We start from the raw sequence: 17,029 nt of genomic DNA, 5'->3' as shown, positions 1-17,029 counted from the left end.
CGCTCGGGGATGATCTAGATCTCCCGGCCGAAGAAGACGGGTTCAAATGGTGATACTTCGAGGGATTCGAAGCTGATAACGCCTTGGGTCTGGGGTGTGACTGGGCTAGGCTCATTTCCAATCGTGAATCCCTTTGCGGTACGGTTGAAGGAAAGGGGGGCGAAGGTGTTTGGTAGCTCGGCCTCTCCGGCGAGAAGCAGTATGTGATCTTTGAAGGCGTCGAGGCGTTCCAAAAGTACTGATTCAGGCGCATCGAATGTTTTCGCATCCAGGACATAGATACGAAAGTGTGGCAGGGGTATCGTTTCGTCAGCGGTTGCGAAAGATAAGTGTTTGCCGTGCAAGCGGCGGAAGCTGGCGGGAGACTCTAGTTTAACCTTCTCGATAAAGATCCCATTGGTGGAGCTCACATCTTGATTGGGCCAGCTGTCCAAGATGCCCCACTGGCCGGCGCTATGGATGATGGAGCCGTGGCGAGCAGATAGCATGCGGATAAGGCGAGAGGTTTCGCTTTTTTCTTTGGGGATTGCGGCGAGTAGCTCGTAGTCAGGGCCATGCTGGCTCTTGTAGCGGCCGAAGGTCAGGGGCTTGTCGGGGCCAATGACGTGTAGCCTTCCTTTCTCTCCCAAATCGTAAGTGAAGCGTTTGCAAGGGGGCGGCACCGGTGAAGTCTGCTCGGTTGTACGATTGGTCGTCTCTGGCGGATCTCTGAATGAAGGGATCGAATGCGGAGCGGAATCAGCTTGGGGGCGGCTGGCATCAACTACCTGAGGAGGTTCGGGTTCGCGTTGTGGAATCGGATCAGGCTTTTCTTGGAAAACTTCTTTTTGTGTTTCAGCTTCTTTCGGGCGTACCGTTGCTTGAATCAGTTCCTGTACTTGATGGTAGCGAACTTTAAGCGGGGACTCCTCGAGTTCCCTAAATTCGCTCTCATGACTGTTCAGAATATCTATCGCGCGAAAATGGGACCCGGCATCTGCTAGTTCCATAGCCTGATCCAGCACTTGGGATAAGCTCTCTCGATTGCTCCACTTTTTTGATGCCTCGCATGCCTGCTGGATATGGGAAAGTCGCGTCTTGGCCATTCTCTTGTTTATGCGGCCTTGAGCTTCGTTGTATTCCTTTTCTCGCTGAGTCGCGACGTTGGCCAATTCAGCGCAGACCTCGGAGGGTGAGCGAGTTTTGAGGTCGTCTTCCGCCACGCCTAGCGCACGCGCGATGATGGACTCCAGCGATTCGGTGGACTCTTCCGACATGGATAAGGAGGATTGGAATGAGGTTGGAAACAATGGAGGATCGCCCAGCTGGACGATCCTCTAAAGATTGGACTACTCGAGAATTCCTTCTGCGATCGGATACTCGCGCCCGATCTCGAAGTCTTTGCCTCGAAGTGTACGGCCCCGCGCGATGATACGGTAGGTGCCGGGCTCGGTGAACTCGACCCGGAAGCTAGAGCCGGAACCGTCGCGGATAACGTTTCCAGATTGGTCCGTCATGACCCATGATTCGACGGCGTAGTCGTCGCCCACGATACCTGCATCCTTAAGCTCGAAAGTAGTGATAAGGGATGTGTCGAGAATTCTCTGAGATGGGTCTTCCGTTACTTCGAGCGACCAGATCTTCACGTTTCCTTGGGAAGCGGTGAAGGTTTGATTGGCTGAATTGTAGTCGATGATTACGTCGTACTCCTTGGTGATGCGCTTGCCGATTCCGCCAGCGTACTCGACTTGTGGAAGGTTGTTTGGGCCGTCCCGCATGGTTGCGGCATCAGCTGAGACAATGGGGCGGCCGTTCACGTCGATGAAGGTCATGCGTCCATTTTTCACTTCAACGCGAGGCGTATCCTTTGTCGTCTGCGGAGTAGGCATGGGAGCGCCTGTCAGCTCCTCGATGCGAGCTCTGAGCTCTGCTGCCTTGGCTGAGTCTCCTTGCTGGAGAGCGTATAGGTAATCCGAATACAATTTTTCTGCTTCGTGGCGTTTGTCGGGGTTGGTGATCGACTGGGTTGCCTGCATCAGAGCCAGGGCCTCCGCTTGTTGAGAGCCAGCAAGCTGATCGATGAGAGCTGGCCAATCCTTCGGCTCAGAACTGATGATATTGTCAGTGGAAACTTGTTTACCTGTTGCAGCTGCAATTTCGGATTTCTTGGATTCGTACAGCTCGCGCAGCGCTATTAGCTTTTCAGTAGCGCAATCGTTGTCGCCGGCCTTGAGGCAAGCCTCGTATTCGGCTAGCAAGGCTTCTAGCTGCTTGCCAAGGGCTGGGTCTGTCGCTGCGAGTTCGGAGATTGCGCTGGAAATGAGCTTCAAGAATTCCATGCGGGAACGTCGAGAGGCGCCGCCGCCAATCTCGTCGACCATCGTGTAGAATTCGCGTTCGAGGTTTAGGTATTCGTTGTCGATCTCATTAAAGACCTCGCGGAGCTCTTCGCGAACGGCGTCGTTGATAAACAAGCCTTTCAGCTTCTCGATACGGACGGGGTGTTCCTCGAGGAGACCGCCGGCCTTGGAAATCGAAACTTCAGTGCGAGCGATAACGACCTCGGCGGTGCGCATTCTGTTGCCGTTTAGGTCAACCTTGGCGCGGTCGAGGTCTTTGCGGGCTTCGCGAAGGTGAACGGATATTATTCGTTGCTCTTCTTTCAGTCCGTTGCGTGAGACGCGCGGTTCGGATTCTTGTGGGGTTTGAGCGCTGGCAATGGCAAGCGCAGTCGAGGCGAATAGGAGGAGGAGACCTTTGCGAATCATGGTGCTGACGGGTTTGATAGTGGTAGAGGTGTGGTTTTGAAAATTAGTATCCGCTGCGCTCGTTAAAGCGAGTCGATAGGGTCTTGATGGGCTTGCTTTCATCAAGAGCGGTGAGTTCGGCGCTCACGTTGAGTTGGTAGTAGGGAGCATCGGGCGAAAGCTCACCCACTTCGACCATCAACTCGCGCGGGTTGTCTGGCGAAACGGAGATGCTTTTGACTTCAAGTTCAGGTTGGAACTCGAACCAATGAGGAGAATCGAGTACTGCTGCCGTGGGGCGTCGGTTGAATTTGACGAGAACGTTCGAGGTTGTCGGGTCGTACACCGCTTGCTGCAGCTCGATGGGACCCGCCATCGTTCGCGAAGCGAAGCTGAGGCTCAGGTCCTTGTCGTTGCCTTTGTTGCGGGTGTTGTCGGTGACCCCTGGCGTTGTTATCGTAAACTGGGTGTCGTCAGGCATCAGCTCGACGGTCTGCAGGCGCAGGACGTTGGGCTTGTCGTCACGAATTTCGGCTTGGGCAATTTCGTATCGCTTTTGGTGTTCGTCCTCTAGGACGAAACGACCGAATTGGTCGCTATTTGTGATGCGACGGTCGATTGCTTCGCTATATGTGAGAAGAAGTCTCGTGGAAAGAGCGGAGGCTTCTACGAGGCTTGGACCTTCGAGATCGGATTGGCCTACGAAGTCGAAGTCGAGGCGAGTTTCGCTCTCCAGCAAATTAGGATTGATGGCGCGGTCGGGCACGTCTTTCACATACGCAGTGTAGGTGATTCCATTGCGAAGCGCTGCATCTGTCTCAACGGCAATGACCTCGTTGGCGGATTCGAGGTTCGCGCGCCGGATTGCGATTCGGTTTCCATTGCGGTCCTCGAAACGCAGGTAGTCGTCGATACGGGAAAGGTCAGGCTGTACGCTTTCGTTAAAGCGGATTTTTATCTCATACTGGCTGCTGTTGGCGACAACGTCCTCCACCTTTGGGGCGAGGGTATCCACATAAGAGAACCGAACTATCAGCGGCGCGTCGTCATCGACTTCGTTGCCGGCTGTATCCTCGATCCCGGATATGGTCGCTCTGTATTCACGGCTCTCCTTAAACGGATTCTGGTCCGCCTCGACGCTGAGCGTGATGGAGTTGTCCTCTTTGTTGTAGGACGCGTCCCTGATGGTCAACGGCTTGGTCTCGCCGTCGGCGCTGCCTGCCAGTACAATGGGTTCGATATGGTAGTTGCGCGTGTCGTTCACCGAACGTTCGTCGAGACTGTCGGTGAAGAAAATCCGTACCATGCGGGCCGAAGCTCCTTCCGCAGTGGGTTTGCGCTCGGGATTGATCGCAGGTGGCAGCTTATCGTCGAACTCGAACTCGGTTTCGATCTCTTGCGTTATATTTCCCTTAAGGTCTGACAGGTTCTTTGCAATTACGAGATAGTCGGTGCCTTCCTGCATGGAGCGGGCGAGGGTAAGGCGAATTTGGTTTTGGTTTTCGCCGACGAGTTCGGGAACTTCCGCAAGTGCCCACTGCACGTTGCTTCGATCCTCTCGGACTTCCAAGTTGCTTTCCCCCGCTTCGTTCAGGAGCGACCCCGGGTCGATCGTTTCGGTAAAGTTTAAGGTGATAGTGTAAGGTCCCGATGGAGTGTCATCGTCCAAGGCGACAATTCCATTGTCTCCGATGGATGTGTCGAGAGTTGGTCCAACGGTGTCTCGATTCGCTATGAAAGTTGCCAGGGCGCCTATGAGGGCCACGCCCGCTGCGGCAATCCCTACAGGAATCCAGATGCTGGGCTTCAAGCTCGCCAAGCGGCTGGCGACTGTGGGCTGATCGTTAAGGGTAGCGGGAATCTTGGGATCCTCGCAAAGATGGATACAGTTCTCTTCCTTCTCCTTTTCCGAGAGGGACACCAGCAGAGATGTTTGTCCGTCTTGCTTGCACAGGAAATACGCGTTTTGGCTATACTTAGGGTCGGGGAGCTTGAACTGGCTGCGCCATTCTCTCTCGGAGTTGCTGGAGCAATTTCCATCGTGAGCTCGACGATAGAAGTCCTCCGCTGCCGCTCGGAAAGCGCTGGCTAGCTTAGGTGGAAAACGTTTTGCCGGTTTCGTGTCTTCGATCGGTATCCGTTTTCCCGCTACAAGGAAGCCATTGGAAGTCGGACGCGCTACGAATTTGCTCAGCGGTTCGCCCGTCTCTTGGATGCGTTCGATGACTCGGTCCTGCGCGAGTCCCCAAGGAAGGCGACAGTTTCGTTCGAGGTGGCTGATAACCGTGTCGAGCGTGACCGACGTTTCCGGTTCGTACTCCACGCCGTGAAGGATGAGAAGCTTGCGGTCTTTTTTGGGACCGTAAGTCCAGTACGCGTCTTTCTCTTTTACTGGATCAGGGAGTCGAAAGTGTTCTCGCAGCTCGCGTTCGTAGGACGAAACGGTTGCTGCGTTGGCGTCGCGCAGGAGAAAAGCGTCAACCGCAGCGGTAAAGGCTTCGATCTCCGCGTCAGAGATGTATTTGAGGGGTGCGGGATCCTCGAGATCCAGTTCCGAGAAATCGTAGACCAAGGCGGGTTCTTGCTGGTCGCTCGGAGCGCGGGCGTCCGGCTTGCCGACCACTTCGGCTCTCGGTAGAAAGCGTGAAATCGGATCGGTGGAGTGGAAGACGGCCCTTACGATCTCGTATCGGAAGTAGTGGTTTCTTCCGTCGGAGGTTCGCAGCAGGAAATAGGGACGCTTGAGGGGGCGTTGGCTGGGGATTTCAATTGAGTCGGACATTTTAGGATAAGCTCGTGGGAAAGCTTCAGACGCTTGCTATTTCGAGGGATGGGTCGTCGAGCCAGAAGCTCTCCTCCAGTAGGGTGTTGAGCAGGAAGCGAACAGCGGCAGGATCGATTTCCGGGAAACGAGTGCTCGGGCTGACTTTAACGAGCTCGATGTATTCGCCTTTTCCTCTCTCCGAAACCCATCTGAGAGTCACGTCGGCGGTGTAAGGCTGCGCTCCCGGGTAGCGGCTTGGGTCTAGGCTGACTTCGTATACGGGATCGGGCTGGAGATCGCGCATGGTCTCGATCTGACGCCCGATGCGAATGTTGAGTGGAAAGTCGGCGAATGACTTCTCGAACTCAACTCGATCCTGCCCGCTTTGAGGGCGAGGTAACTCCGAAGGGCGGAAAAGTAGATTGTTCGAGTTGAAGAAATCACGAGGCAACATGTTCCGGCGAGCGAAGCCCCAACAAAATCTCCTCGAAAGTTCGGAACGATCCGCAGGCCTTATCGTAAATGTATTGAGGTTGCCATTACAAATATCCTGGAAGAGCGCAGCTCCAACGACGGTGCAGGTTTTCGCGTCGGTGATGCGATCCGAACCGAGACGCTTGAATGGATACCAATGTCCGGCGGGGAAAGACTTAACGTGTATGATCCGCTGGGGCAGGAGCGGGAACTTGCGCAACATCAATTCCCGGATCCGGGGCAGCTCGGATGGCTTTCCTGATACGATGACAAGATCGCAGCGGTGACGTCCAGCCAAGTCCGAGAGGGTATCCAGCAGACCGGAAAAGGTCCTGTCGATACAGCGGACCAGAGCGTCGCGGTCGATGGTGAGGCGAGCCCCCTCGACTGGAAAGGCGGGACCGCGCCAAAGGCGGCCGTTCACGCTTTTCACTTTGACCAGCCGGTCTACGAGCTTGTTGAAGTCTTCGACGAAACGAGGTTCGATGATGTCCTCGACGATCAGCGGACCCCAACCGTCCGTCTCTTTCGCTTCGGACAAGCGACCGAGCAGGGCATTCGCGAGCGGAATGAGGCAGAGGCGTAGGAAGCGAACCAGCTTGGACATCGCCTTCGCGTCCACGCCCATCAGATTGGCGTCGGTCGGCGTTTGGAACAGGTACCGAATCAGCTGTTCCGCATCGGTTATCTTTTCAAAGGCTTGGCTGCTGGAGTTCCGTAACCACGCTGGCACTACAAGCTCTTCGATTATGGTTTTGACCAGCATGTCGCCGGCGATGCGGCTGCCATGCCTGAAGCGAAGGTCTGGGATGAGCTCGAATTTCTGCTGCTGTCCAATGCCTGCAGGATGGTTTTCCGCGCGGTAGCGGTTGATCGCCATATCGGTGGTGCCTCCTCCGATATCGACGTTCATCACGGTTACGACGCGACCGTTTCCGTAGAGGTGGAGCCAGTCGCTGCAAGAGTTGCCGAGCGACGAGATGTCGGAATAAATGATGGGAAGCTGGCTGCATACCGCCTCGTCGAGTGGGGGATCGGCCAGTATGGGACGATCTCCTCCTTTTTCTCCGGTCCGTTCGGCGATCGGGTCCAGATTCTCGAAGCGAATCAGGCTAAAGAGATTGAGGGCTCGCTGCCATTGTTCGAGATAGCGGCTGCGTTCCTCGTCGGTCCAACCTGCTGGGTAGGAGACGCGAACTTTGCGAAGGCGTCGCGGACGCGGTTCGCGCTGGGAGGTGTGAATATAGCCCGGCGCATTGATCTGCCGGTATGCGGCTTCGATCACGGAGAGGGCGAACCAGCAAATTGCATCGCGACGCGGATAGGTCGGCGCCGTGCCTAAAAGGGGAACGCCGCGGAACCGTTCTTCGTCGGGAGGCGTTTCAACATTCCAGTCGAACTGGGACCCCTCCGGGTGCATGAAGCAACGAATCAAGCCGTTGAGTTCCTGGAAGCTGTTGTAGCCGTCCTCGGCTCCGTATCCGTTGGGAATTTGCATCCACACGGTTCCACCTCTTTCGGACAAGGGAACGCTGTCCCACGCGTACCGTTTGGGAGAGCTGAGGAAGAACTTTGCCATGCGGTCCAGATTCGCCCGAGCCAGTATTTGCTCGGCACCGTCAGAGTGTCGAGCGCCTCCGATAATGGCAGGAGAGAGTTCCGCGAAACCATGCGGAATGTAGACCTTCTTGACGTAGCCTTTCTTGCCGTTCCGGTTGGCGGGCGCCCAATAGACGGAAGTCTTTTTGGATTGGTCTTCAGGTTGTATCTTGGCGAACGGAGGCTCTGGCTCGAGATCTTGGAACAGGGTCTCGTGCAATATCATCCACGAATTGATGATTGCGTAGGGATCGTCGAGCAGTCCGCCTTGGTTGTCGATTTGGTACTCGTATGGCATGCCCCGCGGAGTGAAGCGCAGAGGGCGAACGCGGCGCTCGAAAGGCATTTCGAGGCCGGGATCCGGCGTTTCCAAGAGGAGCCCAACCGTGCGGGAATTGCCAAGATCGACGATCAGGTCGACATCGATGGGAAGCCGGCCGTGGCTTCTTTCCCACTGGACGACGAGATTGATGGGCAAGTCGAGGCCCTGCTGGTTCGGGAGCGATAGGAGAGGGATCTCGCGTCTGTTTCCGTACTCCTCTTCGATACTGAATTCGTCGTATGCCGCGTAGAAGGGGATGAATTCCTCTTCGTCGGGGGCGGATTCGTAGAGACGATCTTCCACGTCCACAAGGAGGCCCCGATAGGGCTCCCCGAGATTAGTCTCGACGGCAACGAACAGGACGGGCGTGTCGTTCTCGAAATCGAAGCGGTAGCGTATCCAAGGCGTAATCTCGGCCCATGGCTGCCAGCCTGCTCGGTTTTTTTCTACGAGCCGCGTAAGGAAGTCGTCAGGTCTCTCAGGAAGCAGCTCCTTGAGTGGTAGAACGCAGGTTTGAGGCCCTGTGTTGGGAAAGATCTCGATGCGGGTGGGAGCTTTGTCAGCCATTTGAGGGATTGGATTACCGAGCTGCTAGAGGAGGAGTTAAGATAGCCAGAAGTTCGGAGTCTCCTGGCTGGTCTGGCCGCGTTATGGGGATTAGGTCTCGCATGGCCAGTTGCTCGAGCACGCCACCTTTCCCCGCAAAAGGCTTGAGGAAAACGTGGTAGCGGGGGATGTCCCGACCCTTCAGATTCCACACGGCGCTGGGGCGCCCTTCGTCAAGGAGCGCGTCCATGGTCTCCGGTTCCTCGTCGAACTCAGCGAACGGGTCATTCGAGCGAATGCGTGTGAACAGGTTAGATAGAGCCACAGCGAGAAAACGTCGCAGGTCGACGGCAGTATCGCCGGCTTGCTGGTGCTGAACCATGTCGGACATCCAGCTTGTGAGTTCTCCGAGCTCGGTCTCAATTGACGCGACAAGCGCTTGCAGAAACTCGTTGCGCTCATCGCTTTGAGACAGTGAAACGGCCTTGAGTCCCTCCCGGGCCTCTTCGGGGAAGGTGCTGAGAGGGCGACTGGACTGGGTTCTAATCCATGCCTGAACCTGGTCGATGACGGTATCGAAGGTGATGATCTGCCCGTTGTTGTGGATGGGACGCAGCGCCTTGTTCTCGACGTCTAGGAGGAAGCGCAAGGCGGCCTCCATCGCCTCGATGGTGCTGGGCGACGCACCCTCTACGTTTCGTTCGATACGATCTCGAACGTCTAGGAGCACTCGTCTTCGGTCATCGGACTCTCGAACCTCAGGAACCAAGTCGGTAGTATTGACCAAGCTTTCCACTGCCTTGCGATAGCGGGCCAGCGTTTCGTTGAGGGTGAGTAAGCGAGGAGTGGATTCGGAATTTTCCGCTACGTCCTTGGCCTGGAGCGCCAGCTGGTGGAAAAAATACTCAGCACCGCCGGTTGCGATATCGTCCAGCATCGACTCGAAAGATGCGGAGCTAATCGGATTGGAAGCGAATTGGCGGGCGAAGGCGTTTTCCGCTTTCAGGAACTCGATCTGCGATGGGATCGAGTCGCGGGTGGCCTCGTTCATTTCGCCTCGCTTCGGGATGTAATAGTAGTTCATCGCGAAGGCAGTCGAAACCTCCGGATTTGATATTTGGCCGACTGGCTCCAGTTTCTTGGAGATGTTGGTGAAATCTTGCCGCGCTGAAAAGAACTCCGACCACCAGAGGAGCACGTAGTTGAGCGGCAGGGGACTTCTTCCCGTTTGGTTGCGGAAATAATCCGGGGCGCTCGCTTGCCACCAAGTGTTTATACCGGTGACCAACTCGTCTCCGTTGGGCTTATCTTTATCAATATCTTGGAAGATGTTGAAGATATCGATGTTCATTCGTTGGGCGTAGGTGCAGACGATTGAGCTCGTCTTGCCTCGCTTGAGCAATTTGCAGAAAAACTGGAAAGGGTCGTGTCCAGTATCGTGCGGCTCGGTTATATATTCGCGCCTCAGCTTTTTTTCGGCCAATATATCGAGATCTATCTTGTCGGCGGGCGATTCCTTGCCACCTCTTTCGACGCCGGGAAAGTCCAAGATGTCAGCAACCTCGACGAAAGACTTGAATGCGTTGTCAGATATGTGGTCCAGGTTTAAGGCGATTACCAGTTCCCAGACGAGTCCTTGTACGATTCCGAAGTCCTCGGGACCGCTCAGAAGCTTGTTAGGCAAAGAGGAGTCAGCTCCAATGACGATACAGTCGCCTCGGTCTCCCCATCGCAGCTCAGAGAGCAGCTGACGATAACGGGTCTCCTTTGGTTTTGGCTTTGCGGATGGGCGGGAGACGTAAATCTTGAAGGTCTCCATGTCCAAGAACAAGGCAGCAACCTCTATAGAACAGAGCACGGGCTTTTCGCCGAACGATTCGTTAAGCGAGTTGAGTCGCTTGTCCATCGCCAACGCGTAGTCGGTGACGACTTGATATCCGTCCCAAAGGACTTCGGCGAGAAAGGCGTTGGCCGCCTCCTCGGAGTAAACCAAGGCGTTTGCTTGCTCTCCGTCAGGTTGGGTTTGGCCGAGTATCCATTCGCAAATTTTGCTCCAAGCAAATTCTCCTGTCGCAAGCTGCCTGTACCGCGGTAGTCCAGCAAAAATCATATCGTTGACGAGACGACATAGCAAGTGAAGCCGCTCGAACGCGGCCCGGCTGATGCCAGGCTCTGTATCCACAACTTGGTTGGCATGCTTCTCGAAGCAGGAAAGGAAGTTGTCTTGGGTCCAAACCGTTTGGTACCGAGGCGCGGGACGGCCTTGGTCATCGACCTCAGGGGTTGGCTTCGGCCCCCAGCACTGGCTGTTGTATCCACGAGCGATGGACATCCAAAGCTCGAAGGACTTTACCAACTGCACTCCGATCGGGTACTGCGGGTCGGCGATGAAGAAGGCGGTGTCGTCTTGAGGGTCTAGGGTTCCTTTGACGAATCGGCTTAGGCATGCAGATGCGTCAAGGCCCGAGTTATAGGGATTTAGGACCAATCTATGCAGATCGCCGGGAGCTGACTTTGTAAGCGAGGGATGAATGAAGTAGGCTGGGGCGCCTCCAGGCCAGTGGAGCGCGGATTTCGTTCCGTCCTCTGCGGGATCGCCTGTATAGACTGCGTTCTGGTCGATGTAGGAGGCGACCGAAGTTGATTTACCAGTCTGTGATGGACCCCAAACCGCCGCGGCTGGGCGTTTCTGTTCGAACGAGGGAAGTATGTTTTCGACGCTGACGCGCAAGTCTCTCAATTCCCTGGCCCATCCGCCGCTCGGTAGTTGGAAGCGTCCTTTGCGCTTGCAGCCGTGTTCCCAATACCAGTTCTCCAAGTCGATGGCGAGGGATGCGAATTTGTGTGGAGATGTCGGAGCTTCCATTCGAGAGGGGTTTTAAAACCAAAATGACTTTTCGATCAAGGGGTAAGTGCTTTTTGTAATTAATTAAAGCCGAGAAGCTTAGGTCGTTGATTGAGGTGTTTTATCTGAGGCTTTATCCTTAACTCTTTCGTTCACGAAAGTTTAGTTCTCAAGAACTGCCGCGTTCGCGTCCAAAGGCTAGGGCTGCCAACCTCGACAAGGACGAGTGAAAGGTTGTCTCGCCCAGCGCGATCGAGCGCCTTGTTCATCAGGGCAAAGCCGAGGTCCTCGATGGTTGCTTGGGCGTACTTATTGAACGTGGACTCTATTTCCTCCCTGTAGAGGGAATCGCTCAAGCCGTCTGAGCATACGAGCCATCTGTCACCGTTTTTAGGATACAGAGCCTCGATGACGGGTTCTATCGGCTTGTCCGTGTTGCCTAGAACCCGGTCGATGTAGCTTCGGTAAGGGTGGATCTGGGCTTCTTCCTCCGATATTTTTCCCTCGGCTACCATTGTGGCAACGGGGGAGTGGTCTTTGCTTATTTGTTCCAAGTGGCCTGCCCTGAAGCGATAGCACCTACTGTCTCCGATGTGAAGCAGGTGCGTTGCGTGCAGGGTAAACAGAATTCCCGTGAAGGTTGTGGCCATTCCATCTTTGGACGGGTTTGCCAAGAATTCCTCGACGATTTTCTTGTGAGCCTCTTCCAGTGATTGAGCTAGCGTTTGCTCGAGCTCGTTTTGATCCCGGAGGCCTGAGCGTGATAACGTTTCCTTGACTGTTTTTATAGCGAGCTCGCTTGCCTCTTCACCGGCGGCGCAGCCTCCGACGCCGTCAGCCACTGCGGCGAGGAATGCGGCTTCTCCTGAGTCCGAGAGGGTTGCCTCCTCGATCTCCTCGAGTGCGAACGGGTTCCCGTTAATAGGGCCCCAGTGCAGAGAATCTTCGTTGTTGGAGCGGTAGTTGCCCTTGTGCGTTATGGCGATGCCGCGCAGTTTGCGATCCATTGTTCGGGGTCAATTCGGGGGACGAAGCACGATGCGAAGCCCGAACTGGTTTGCGTCCTTGTCTGTTTTTGTTCGATCGGACTTTCCGATGAGCCTGTAGGCTGGCCGCGTTGTCGTCGCTTGTTGCTTAAAGGAACCGCCTCTCAGATCTCCTTCGCTCGTCCATTCGAAAACATTGCCCAGCACGTCGTACAAACCCCATTCGTTTGGTGTCTTGCTCGCTACATTTGCGGTCGCAACCGTCATGTAGACCGCAAGCGGGTCTAAGTTGGGGTCCCTGCCTCGTTGAGTTATGTCATTGCCGTTATAGTATGTGCTTTGGGATCCCGCTCGTGCGGCATATTCCCATTCCACGTTGGTTGGCAAATCTGCGGTCCAGCCGTTGTAGCCGTGAGCCTGCAGGTGATCGTTCAACTTCTGGAGGAAGCCTTCAGGCCCTTTTATATCGCGATAGACCACTTGTTCGACGGGCCTGTTGTCTCCTAGGTAAAAGCTCGGGTTTGAGTTCATGATGGCTCGGTACTGAGCCTGCGTTACCTCGGTAACCGAGATATAAAATGCTTGATCGACTTCTATTTGCTTTAGGCTTTCAGCATGGGCAATGCGTCCAATCTCCGTGTCGGGAGAACCGATAGTAGCGATTCCAGGCTCTATATATGTGACTTCGAGTTGGTTGCCATTGGCGAGCGGAATCTGAAGTTTTCTAGGCGCTCTTTGTGCAGGGATCTGGATGACAGGCAGCTGGGATGGGGAGGTTTCTTCCAGAGAGAACTCAGTAGTTTCGTGGCCTGGCAGCTCCAATCTTAGATTCAATCTGCCAAAAGGTTGACTCTCATGGCTCCTGACGAAATCGAAGGTCCTATTGAGAGGGGTTTTTCCGATCGCCTGGTCTTCAAGGAAAACGGTAGCGCCGCTCGGATTGGAATAGATCGTAAACTCGTGCGATTCACGTACCTGAGTTGTCTTGAACCGGACCGGATGCTGTCCCGCATTTCCGGGAATAGTGAAGGTTACGGGTAGGTACTTGGGATGCTCAAACCGCATCGTGTAGTCAGACGAGGAGGAGGGAAGCTGGATCTCCGATGGGTGAGCGTATTCCAATTGGATGCCTTGGGGGCGAGGACTGAGCAAAACTAGCTTGCTGTCCGATGGTATCGAGGTTTCCAGCGAAACCCGTACCAAGGAGTTTGGGAGATTTGTACCGTCAGCTTCTGCCGCGTCGCTGGCCGCCGTGGAGCCTTTTCGCGGTTCTGGCGGCTCGCTTGCAACCTCCGGATTCTGGGCGTGATCGGCGAACTTCTCTCGTGCGCTGTCGATGTATGGCTGGGCGATAGGAAGCCAACTTTCGCTCGTGTAGTACGCGGCGGTGGCGATCGCTGACAGGCATAAAAGCGACAGCAGCGTTCGCATAGGCGTCTTTCGCTTTGGATTTGCGCTGATCTCCCTTATGTCGTTTTCGAGTTCGGCTATATTTTGATAGCGCGAGGAAATCTCGTCGGCTGTACAACGATCGAAAATGCTCTGCCATCGCGGGTCCAGCTCCGGCTTCTCTTTACGTAGAGATCTGACCATGCCGGTGGTGCGGCCCGTCAGCATGTCATATAGCATGATTCCGATCGCGTATATGTCGTTTCGCTTGTCGGATGGTTCTCCGCGAGTCACCTGTGGACTCATGTACCGCACCTTGCCGACAATGTTTGCGGCTCTACGACTGTTTTCGGCTGGCAGCGTTTCGGCGATTCCTACCTGGGACAGGGTGACCGATTTTTGGATCAGGCTTCTTGCGTAGTCTTCGCCAACGACCTCGGAAAGCCCGAAGTCGGAGACTTTCACCTTTCCGTCTTTGGTCAGGAGAATGTTGTTGGGGGAGAGGTCCCTGTGGATAGTCGTCTTGTGAGCTTCCTTTACTGCAGCTGCGATTTCGAGTAGGTAGCGCTGTGCTTCATCGGGAGGGAGGCCATTCGGATTGGCATCGATAACATCTTGGAGATCCCCTCCGTCGATGCATTCCATTACTAGGTAGAAGTCGTTGCCGTCTCTACCGAAGTCATGGGCCTGTACAATGTTCTGGTGCTGCAGGCGTCGCAATTTTCGGGCTTCTTCTCGAAACCTGTTCACGAAAGAAGAATCGTGGGCGAGGTGTTTTGGCAATAGCTTTACCGCAGCAGGCTCCTTCAGCTCCACATTGTGGGCGAGGTAAACCTCTCCCATTCCGCCTTGCCCCAGGAGTTTTGTTAGCTCGTAGTTTCCCAGGCGACGAGGAAGCTCCATCAACTCTTGGTTTCGTCCGAAGATGTCATTCATGGCTGTGATTAAAACTGAGCAGGTGTGGGGGGAATTGCTAACGCGCTACCCTTAGCAGGTCCCGTACTAGTACGGTATGTCAATGCTGATTTGCCCCAATTGCGTCTTGCCCTTGCCGAGGATGTCCTTTTTTCGTTGTTCGAGTCCCTTGAACCAATGAAAAAACTGATCCGGTTTGTCCTCCTCCTCTTGCTACCTGTGTCCGTTTTCGGGCGAGATGTCCTCATCGATACGGTTCCCCGTGGTGCCCGCATCGAGATTATAAATTTGGGTTCTACCCGCATTCGGGCCGGAGCCGTCTACACTGGTCCAGCTGAAATCGACTTTTCTCGTCGTTCGGAATTGTACCAGCTGGAAGTGTCCGCTCCCGGTTATCAAACAGAGCTCGTTACGTACGACTACAACGCTGGCAGCTCGATAAAGAGCATATCAGTCAGCTTGGAAAAGTTAACTGACACGAAGACGTTTCAGTTCAGCAGCGAACCTTCTGGCGCTGCTGTGACCATCGACGGGAAAGCAGTTGGAGTGACGCCCCTCAGCGTGAATCTAGATTTTAATCGCGAGGACAAGGATTCGCCTTGGTCGACCGCTAGGGCCACTATTTCGCTTAGAAACCACGAAACCAAATCGGTGAATTTGAGCGTCGAGAGCACCTCGAGCATTCCTTTGGCCCGCTTGGCTCTCTTAAAAGATAGAGGCACATTTACCATCAAGACAACATCAGGAGGCCGACCATTGCCTGGAGTTCCTCTCACGGTAGACGGCAACGTCGTTGGAGAAACGCCACTGCAGACTACTTTTGATTTTGAAAGATCTGCTGGAACCCAGCCGTGGTCTGTGATTGTAGCCGAACTCGGAATTCCGGAGGAGTTCATCTCCAAATCAATCAACATAACGCGAGACGGAGAGAAGGCTATCTCGGTTGATCTGGATCCAGTTACGGAGGTGCCGGTTACGCTCAATTTCCCGACAACCAGCTTCACGGTTAGAGGCCCGCAGCTATCGTTGGATACGACTCAACGATTGGGAATGCTCAACAGTCGTGATTTGAGCACGCCTTACAGCGATTTGAGAAAGGTGACTAACTTTACTCGCAGCAGCCCGATATTGACCGCTGTGAATTCCTTCGCTCTGACCCCAGATGGGCAGAGCATCATATATGCGGTTACGATGGAAAACGAAGACGGTTCCAATTACTCGAACCTTTTCATGAAGGCTGCGAATGACCAGTCGTTTTCTTTTCTTCAGATAACGAGAGGTAACCAATACTTCGATACGAATCCAAGTACTGGCGTCGATCCCTCGTCCAATCTCGTCGTCTTCCAGTCGAATCGATTAGGACGCAGGAATTCTTGGGATATCTCTGCGGTGCGCGTTCAAGACGGCCGAGTCGTGGGAGGAGTTCTCCAGCTAACGCATGAACCTAGGTTTAACTTCCGACCAACCATCGTCTCTGAGAATCGTCCTGCATTCTTTATTGGATACGACGATTTCCCCTCTGCGGAGCCGTATATCTCATCGATCCGGTTGGACGGCTCCTCGTACACGGTTCTGGGGGAAGTGGCAGAGGAAGTTGTCTACACGCAATCTGGCAAGCTCTTCCTCGTTCGTTCCGCAGCTGACACGGGCATAAAGCAGATATATAGTGTTACCACTGAAGGATTGGTCTTCTCTACGGTTATCAATGATTTCGAGTTTTCTCAGGCTCACTGCTTTAACCCTGCCATCAGTCCAGACGAGAGTAAGATGATCTTCGTCTCGGACTATGCTCGTGACATGCAGGATCGCCAGAACAACAACCTGTTCATTCTGGATTTCGAGTCGGGTCGCATACAGCAGATCACGGACAACGGTTCAGATGACATCGCCCCGCTTTGGTCACCGACGGATCCGAATGTCGTTTTCTTCCTCTCCAATCGGGAAGGGATCTACAACATTTGGCGCATGGAGCTCGTTGTGGGAAACTAGACGACAGCGCCGCATCAGCTTCGCTCCGGAGGTTTGATAACCGCAGTTACGACACGATGTCTCTGCTGCGGCAAAATGCCGTTCTTTCACGGCCTAGAGGCTCGTCATGCGCATCGTTAGTCCCCGAGACTATCGACTCGCAACGGGGTTCATTCCTCGAAGCTTGCTTCGTTGGTAATTCTTGCGATGAGCGTGTTGCTTCGTTCGGGTAAACCAAGCCCCGATACGTTTGTTTGCCGTGACGCCCGACTCGGTCTCTCAAGGATCGGCGGTGTCGACAGCTTGCTGCGGAATGGCAAACAAAGGGCGTGGATATTCTACTTCTGTGCGACTAATTTTCTGAGCTCTTAAAACACACAATTACAGTGTAAGTCCTTGATGATGCCTTTTAAATAAGGGCTCTGGTTTCTTCTGTTAGGGTTTGAAGCCCCACGAGGCTGCCAATTAGTAACTTGGGCCAAAGTCGGAAGTCGT

The 17,029-nt window shown here is 54.5% G+C and carries 8 protein-coding genes; 1 reads left to right on the top strand and 7 read right to left on the bottom strand.

What is annotated here, in order from left to right; translation table 11 throughout:
• Positions 1-14 precede the first annotated feature (14 nt).
• The 7 genes from IEN85_RS09850 to IEN85_RS09820 form a co-directional block, all read right to left on the bottom strand.
• Positions 15-1,085, bottom strand: a complete 1,071-nt coding sequence (locus IEN85_RS09850; RefSeq protein ID WP_191616919.1) for an FHA domain-containing protein — start codon at positions 1,083-1,085, stop codon at positions 15-17.
• A gap of 243 nt (positions 1,086-1,328) precedes the next feature.
• Complete coding sequence (locus tag IEN85_RS09845) at positions 1,329-2,747, bottom strand: hypothetical protein (protein ID WP_191616918.1); 1,419 nt, start codon at positions 2,745-2,747, stop codon at positions 1,329-1,331.
• A 43-nt stretch (positions 2,748-2,790) separates the two neighbouring features.
• Complete coding sequence (locus IEN85_RS09840; protein ID WP_191616917.1) at positions 2,791-5,508, bottom strand: Ig-like domain-containing domain; 2,718 nt, start codon at positions 5,506-5,508, stop codon at positions 2,791-2,793.
• A 25-nt stretch (positions 5,509-5,533) separates the two neighbouring features.
• Complete coding sequence (locus IEN85_RS09835; protein ID WP_191616916.1) at positions 5,534-8,452, bottom strand: virulence factor SrfB; 2,919 nt, start codon at positions 8,450-8,452, stop codon at positions 5,534-5,536.
• Between the two features lie 13 nt (positions 8,453-8,465).
• Positions 8,466-11,297 (bottom strand): hypothetical protein, encoded by a 2,832-nt coding sequence (locus tag IEN85_RS09830; RefSeq protein ID WP_191616915.1) that lies wholly within the window; start codon positions 11,295-11,297, stop codon positions 8,466-8,468.
• A gap of 131 nt (positions 11,298-11,428) precedes the next feature.
• Positions 11,429-12,283, bottom strand: a complete 855-nt coding sequence (locus IEN85_RS09825) for a PP2C family protein-serine/threonine phosphatase (protein ID WP_191616914.1) — start codon at positions 12,281-12,283, stop codon at positions 11,429-11,431.
• Positions 12,284-12,292: 9 nt separating this feature from the next.
• The gene (locus tag IEN85_RS09820; protein WP_191616913.1) at positions 12,293-14,587 is read right to left on the bottom strand and encodes a protein kinase domain-containing protein; all 2,295 of its coding nucleotides are present in this window, start codon (positions 14,585-14,587) and stop codon (positions 12,293-12,295) included.
• Between the two features lie 156 nt (positions 14,588-14,743).
• On the opposite strand from IEN85_RS09820, the gene IEN85_RS09815 reads away from it, so the two are divergent.
• On the top strand, positions 14,744-16,555 hold the full coding sequence (locus IEN85_RS09815; RefSeq protein ID WP_191616912.1) for a TolB family protein: 1,812 nt from the start codon (positions 14,744-14,746) through the stop codon (positions 16,553-16,555).
• Positions 16,556-17,029: the final 474 nt, after the last annotated feature.

The sequence above is a fragment of the Pelagicoccus enzymogenes genome (genome assembly GCF_014803405.1).
Lineage (GTDB): Bacteria > Verrucomicrobiota > Verrucomicrobiia > Opitutales > Opitutaceae > Pelagicoccus > Pelagicoccus enzymogenes.
Note: the sequence above shows the minus strand (reverse complement) of the source record. Positions and strands in the feature narration are given on the sequence as shown.